Here is a 6,216-nt window from a genome sequence, read left to right as displayed (position 1 = left end):
CGGTTCACCAGAACCTGGCCCCACTCTTGCAGGTCACCGACTAAGCTGGGACCGCGTTCAGCGGGGATTCTAACTCCTGCCCAAAGGATGCTGGCTGCGACCCCGTTCAGGTCGTTCGCGATCGTGGGAATTCCGAAACGGGCAGCTGTCCACGGGATACTGCCGCCACCGGCAGTGGGATCACAAACGACTGGTAACTCCCCCCACGCCTGAATAAGGATGCTGTGAAGTAGGTCAATGTCACTGCGCGGGATTGCGTTTCGGAATGCTGGTTTGTACCCATAGCCGTTAGTTGCAAGTTTCACACCCGCCGCATTGGCCGCATCGAGCGATTTACGTGCTTGCACCGGGTCGCCCCAAATTCCGACGAGATGGAGGAGCCAGCGTCGGTATGCCTCTTCGTCCCGCAGGTGGACCGACTCGGGGAATGAATCGGCGAGGTCCTTGGACCAAATAGGCAGGAGGCCGCCGAGTACAACCGCAGCGGATGCGACGAGGGGGCGACGGGCCCACCAGACATGCAGCGTCTTCAGCTTAGGGAACTGGCCGGGAATGGGTGCCGACTCACGGCGGGACTCGATGCCAAGTGCGGCGACGGGGAGCCAGTCTTCGATGAGGACCCGGGGCTTGGTGTTGGTCATGTCTGTCTTTCGGTTCAGTCGTCGGCGAGGAGTGTGCGGAGCGCCTTGCGAGCGCGGGAGGCTTCCGTGCCAATGCACTTGGAGTACCAGTAGTAGGTTTCCTCGACGCTCATAGCGTTGATGCCTGCGACGATTGCGCGCACTCTGGCGTGTTTCGCAATGGGCTGGGTGGTGAGGAGGATGAGTGCGAGTCGGACACCGTCGACTTCGTGGATCCGGATCGGGGTCTTACGCGTGAATGCGAGGACGCTCGGTGAGTGTCCGGAGCTACGGGCAGCCGCGAAGACGGCATCGGTGATCCGGCCGGTCTGGGCGGGTGTGGTGGCGACGACGGGAGCAGCGAGTGCGTTGCCGGTTTCGCCGTAGGTTTCCTCGAGGATGAGTCCGTAGGAGTCGTTCTTGCCCGGGACGATGGTGATCCGGAATGCGCGCGTGGCGCCGACAGCGGTGAGAGCCCGGATTCGGGCTGTGGTGGTGGGGCGGGCGCTCATCGGGTTACCTCGGCGGTCATGGCAGTGTGCTGGATCTGGAGTTTCTTGACCACGGTGTGGATTTGGCTGATGTCCGCGGTGTCGATGTCGACAGCCGGTTCGAAGGCGATGTCGAGGGTCAGTTCGCCGGCGATCTTGGCGGCGCCGGAGAGTGCTTTCTTAACGTTGCCGTAGGCGCTCTGGAAGTCGGCTCGCTCCGCGGTGCCGCCGAACCGGAGTCCCCCTGTGAGGTTCTTGTATTCGGCGACGAGGGTGCTCGTCACAGTGATGGAGTGCTTGGGCAGCATGCCGAGCGCTGCGACTGCGAGATCGATGTCCCCGGTGCCCTTCGCCTCGTCGGCGTTGACCTTGAGGGTCAGCCGGGAGACGGTGCGGATGGTGAAATCGGAGACCTGGTCGACGATCTTCTGGAACGCGGCGCCACCGGGCCCGGTCGCGGTGAACGTCTTGTTGCTGACAGTCCGAGTCGGCACCTCGATACCGGCGGTGTCGGCGTCCGCGCGCGGGATGATGTGCAGGGTGTCGAGTCCCTTCTCCTTGATCGCACTCGGCGACAAGGCGCGCACTCCGGGCACCGGGTCGGTGTCGAGGACGACGAACGTCTTGTAGTCGCTGGCCTGCACCGCGGTGGCAAGAAGCTCGAGGACGTCGGTCTTGGACGGTTCGCCGCCGCACTCGGTGTCGAGCAGAGCCCGGAGTTCGGCGCCGGTGGTGGCGGCGTCGGGGAGGACCGCACGCAGGTCTGCCTGGGTCGGCTTACGGACGAGCAGGCCCCGGTTCTGCGCCTCGGCGGCGGTCATGATCTCGGCGTCGCTGCTGAACCCGACGTTCATGCCGGCCATCGCGTGCGCGGTATAGGCCTTGCCGGTCGCGCCGTCGTAGTAGACCCAGTTCTCGTTTTTGATGCCGTTGGTGATGGCCTCACGCAGGAGCGCAGGGTTGCGGACAATCGGGGACGCGTGGTCCATCCAGAAGTAGTCCACGATCCCCGCGGTGGTGACGGAGTCGGCCTTCGGCCAGGTCTTCGACTTCAAAAACGACGCAGTGAACGAGTCACGCCGGATCTTGCCCTCGTCCTCAAGGAGCGCAATCACCGCGGAGGTTGCGTTCTTCGGGTCGCCTTGGACCTGCGGGGGGAGCTCTCTGTGCCGAAGATGGCCGTTCGACTTGTCACTGGTAGGGAAGTAGATGTGCTTGTAGCAGCGGTTCACTGCGATCCGTGCTTCTAGTGATGCCTGCTTCTGATAGGTTTCGATCTTTTTCCGCACCTCGGCGCTGAACTGGCTCAGGCGAGCGGTGTCTGCCGCAAGTATGTCCGCAGCGATCAGTGCGCGGGCCCGGTCCTTGAGGACGTCGATCTGGTCATCGGCGGGGACCGCGAAGACGACGCCGTTGCGGTACTTGCGTGGTGATCCGAGAGTTCCGGTCTTGTCGAGCATCTCGACGAGCAAACCGGGGGCGGTGTCTGAGTCCTTGGCGTTTACCGAGAGGACGCGGTAGTCGAGCACCGCGATGCGCAGGCTGGCGTGGTCGGGAATGTCGACGGCGCCGGACGGGAAGTGGATCGGGGTGACTCCGCCGTCGTTGGAGAACGCGCGATGGATAAGCTCGTCGACGATGGCTGCGACACGTGTGTTCGCGATATTTCGTTTCTCTGCTTCGATGATGGCGTTGACGTTTGGTTCGACGTTGAAGCGCCACCGGGCACCGTCGAATGCGAGGTGCCAGAACACTTTCTCGGACTCGGTCAGTGCCTTCTCGAAGATCGTGGCATCCTCGCCGGGGCGCAGGGTGCCGAGCAGCCAGTCGTTGCGGCCGGCGCCTGCGTTGGACTTCATCTCCAGCGAGTGTGTGAATACTGTTCGGGCGACTCGGGTTGCGTAGCGCGACTTACCGGGAAAGATGTCCGCATCGACAGATGCGGCGTGGGAAGCGTGGCCGGCGAAGTCGCCGATCGCGACGGAGGAGAACTCCCCGCGGCCGAGCCCGTCCGTGAGGTGGTTGAGGACTGGGGCGTCGGAGTAGTCGATGTCACCGACGTTGATGATCGCGGTGTCATCACCATCGCGGTAAATCCCGGCCACCACTTCCGCGAGGAGCTTGAGCGCACCGCGAGCCCGTTGGAACTGAGGGATGTCGCCGAGTCTCTGGTCCAGGACACGAACCAGTTCGGGGTGGAACGGATACGACTTGGTGACCTGCTCGCCGTAGGTGACGGGCTGTTCTGGTCCGCCGGCCAGGGTTTCTGTCTTCCCGAGCACCTCGTAAAAGTCCCGGTAAGCGGCGCCGGCGGCGCGGGCTGCAACCTGGTCGACGTTCTTGAACAAGCGGGTCTTGAGGATCTCACCAATTTCGGTGTCGTCGGCGGGTTTGATGACGGCAGACGGCTGAACCGCGCGGGTGAGCACGTCAGCGGTCTCGGCCACCGCGCCGCTCGCGGCGGAAGCGGCGTCGTCAAGGAGGTCGGTCATCTCGGTGGTCTCTTCACCGAAAGCGTTGGTCGCGGCGGCCAGGGTGATGATGACGGACACCTGGTTCGTCGGGTCGGAGGCGACCTCGAAGAGGTTGCCGAGGAACACCGGGATGGCCTTGGCCATGCGGCGGACGTCTTCGCTGCCGGAGGAGGTGACCTGCCGGATGTACTTGGCGATCTCGTCGATGATGACGATGGTCGGCTGCCCGGCGAACGCCTTCTTGATCGTCGCGGTGCCGGGCGCGGTGCGTTCCTGATCGCTGGCTGCCAGTGCGTCGAAGGCGTCATCGCCGATCTGGGCTGCCATCTCTCCCCAGAGGGTGAAGGTGAGGTGCCCGTTGGTATCGACACCGGCGACCGGGTCGAGGGCGTCACCGACGAGTGCGGCAATGTTCACGGGCATGTCGGGCAGCAGTGAAGGGTTGACGAAATCACCGAGGTTGGCTGGGCGAGCGCCCTTTGCGAGATGGTAGACGGCGGTCAGACCGTGGGTCTTTCCGCCACCGAACGAGGTAGTCGGGCGCAGGACGCCATTCTCGGCTGCTACACCCTTGGCTCCGGTCACACGGCCGAAGGTCTTCGTCAGGAGGGTGCGCAGGCCGCTGGTGGCGTAGGTCTGCGCGAAGAACGCATCCGGGTCGCCGTAGACCGGGTAGTGGTCGGCGTCGCGAACAACCTTGTCCAACTGGGCTGCGAAGTGATTGTCTGCGAGGCCGCCGCTGAGGACATCTTCGCGGGGCTCGCACGCTGTGCGTAACGCGACCAGGCCCGCGCTGTTGTTGCTGTTTGCCATCTCCTGCTGCTATCCCTTGTTCGGTGACGCCTTGGGCGCCGAGTTCCGCGGATGTTTGTTCCGCACGAGCGTTCATGCGCGTCGCACTAAACGGCGCGTGGTTGGTGATCGATCTGGAATGTCGTGCGCTCATCCGCCGCGACGTGAGACGGGCCGCATCTCGCGTGAGATGCGTCGAATGTGTTCGCGCGTGTATCCGGTCTTGTGGACGACGTCGATCTGCTTTTCTCCGTTGCGCAGTGCGTCCCTGATCGCTACGTGTAGTGCCTCTCGCGTGTTCTGTACGAGCTGTTGTGCACGGGCGTGCGCAGCAATCGCCTCGTCGAGCGGGTCCATGGGCGGAGCCTACCGAAGTTGGCCTCCTCTACTTGGCATATGGCGTGCGGCACCCTTGCGTGCCACGTTTGCTGTGGTCTATCCCTTCAGTTCCGGACCCCGTCCAGATCCGACGGCCAGCACAGAAGGCAGCGCCAGAGACGTCCCTGACCACAGAGGGCGCCTCCGCCGCTGCTGTGTATTTGCGTGAATCGCGCTCGCCGCCCGCCGAGGTCAACGGAACAACTCGGACCAGGCGGCGACGGCGGCTCCGAGGTGGTCCGGGTCGGGTCTGCTCGCGCTTCGTGGTGCCGGTTAGGTCGACGGCCTGTGCCGTCTGTCGCCATGGCGGGCCGCCCTCGACGTGTATTCGCGGACGACGACATCGCCTCCGCGGCAGAACCACTTTGGGAACTGCCACCCGACTACGACGTCGATGACACGCTCATCATCGTCGTACCCGCCCGCGAGCCGGCGATCCTGAACATCGAGACCCTGACGTCCAGCTCTGCCGACGGTGGATGCGACACCGAGGACAGTGCCGGCGCCGAAGACCGACGGTGTCTCGGTACCGGGCATCGAGACACGCAAGGCCGGGTGGCCCGCAATCGATCAATTCCGGCCGACGAATCGACCAATTTCGGCCCAGACCCGCCTACAGCGGCGAGCTTCGGCCGAAACTAGCGGCCGAAACCAAATCGGCCGAATCTTACGTTTTGAGCGTTTCCGGCCGGTCGTCGCCGTGACTCACGGTGCGGGCGGCATATCACGCGCGCAAGGTGACGCTTTGATCCACCGGGTGTGCCGAACGGTTCGATCGCAGCAGAACCCCCACCCGATCGGCAGCTGGATGAGGGTCGTCCCATCGAGCGTTTCAAAATCGACCGTTTTTGAAACATTCGCGGCACAGTGGGTCGAACTGGGGCCGAGTGTGTTCCGAAACCCGTGTCGGAAACCGATGTTTCACAAGTTCGGTTGTCGGTGAGTTATGGAACACTGCTCGCTCGTGAACGAACTATTGGGCTACGCGAGGGTGTCGACCGCCGAGCAGACCGCGGATTCGCAGAGGGACGCTCTCAGCGCCGCCGGCTGTTCGCGAGTGTGGACAGACACTGCGAGCGGCGCGACGACGTCACGTCCTCAGCTCAACGATCTCCTCTCGCATCTGCGAGAAGGAGACACCCTGGTGGTGTGGCGGTTGGACCGACTCGGTCGATCGCTCCCACACCTGTTGCAGACGGTGGAGGACCTCGACGAGCGCGGCGTCGGATTCCGGTCACTCACAGAGTCGATCGACACCACGACCTCCGGGGGCAAACTGATCTTCTCGATCTTCGGCGCCCTCGCCGAGTTCGAACGGAACTTGATCCGGGAACTTATCTTTATGCCGCAACCGTCTGTGAGGGACGTGGGATTGCAACACGCCTGCTGACGTCGCTCGCAGATATCCCACACCCTGTGAGGGACGTGGGTTAGCTTCGTCGCATGGATGGGCCGTACACG

At 63.7% G+C, this 6,216-nt stretch carries 5 protein-coding genes and 1 pseudogene; 2 read left to right on the top strand and 4 right to left on the bottom strand.

Annotation, left to right across the window (positions count from 1 at the left end; genetic code table 11):
- The 4 genes from WAW17_RS30125 to WAW17_RS30110 form a co-directional block, all read right to left on the bottom strand.
- The coding region (locus WAW17_RS30125) for a DUF1156 domain-containing protein (protein WP_422336514.1) at window positions 1–641 on the bottom strand (641 nt) is incomplete at its 3' end.
- Between the two features lie 14 nt (window positions 642–655).
- The gene (locus tag WAW17_RS30120) at window positions 656–1,132 is read right to left on the bottom strand and encodes a DUF7680 family protein (RefSeq protein WP_422336513.1); all 477 of its coding nucleotides are present in this window, start codon (window positions 1,130–1,132) and stop codon (window positions 656–658) included.
- On the bottom strand, window positions 1,129–4,398 hold the full coding sequence (locus WAW17_RS30115; protein ID WP_422336512.1) for an ATP-binding protein: 3,270 nt from the start codon (window positions 4,396–4,398) through the stop codon (window positions 1,129–1,131). Before WAW17_RS30115 ends, WAW17_RS30120 begins: the two co-directional genes overlap by 4 nt.
- A gap of 129 nt (window positions 4,399–4,527) precedes the next feature.
- Complete coding sequence (locus WAW17_RS30110) at window positions 4,528–4,734, bottom strand: hypothetical protein (protein ID WP_422336511.1); 207 nt, start codon at window positions 4,732–4,734, stop codon at window positions 4,528–4,530.
- Between the two features lie 309 nt (window positions 4,735–5,043).
- Here WAW17_RS30110 and WAW17_RS30105 point away from each other — a divergent pair, with 309 nt between their 5' ends.
- On the top strand, window positions 5,044–5,397 hold the full coding sequence (locus WAW17_RS30105) for a hypothetical protein (RefSeq protein WP_422336510.1): 354 nt from the start codon (window positions 5,044–5,046) through the stop codon (window positions 5,395–5,397).
- A 304-nt stretch (window positions 5,398–5,701) separates the two neighbouring features.
- Window positions 5,702–6,088 (top strand): annotated as a pseudogene (locus tag WAW17_RS30100) (recombinase family protein); the annotation flags it as partial.
- Between the last annotated feature and the right edge of the window lie 128 nt (window positions 6,089–6,216).

Source organism: Rhodococcus sp. (in: high G+C Gram-positive bacteria) (assembly GCF_049286785.1).
In the GTDB taxonomy this organism is placed as follows: domain Bacteria; phylum Actinomycetota; class Actinomycetes; order Mycobacteriales; family Mycobacteriaceae; genus Rhodococcus_F.
Note: the sequence above shows the minus strand (reverse complement) of the source record. Positions and strands in the feature narration are given on the sequence as shown.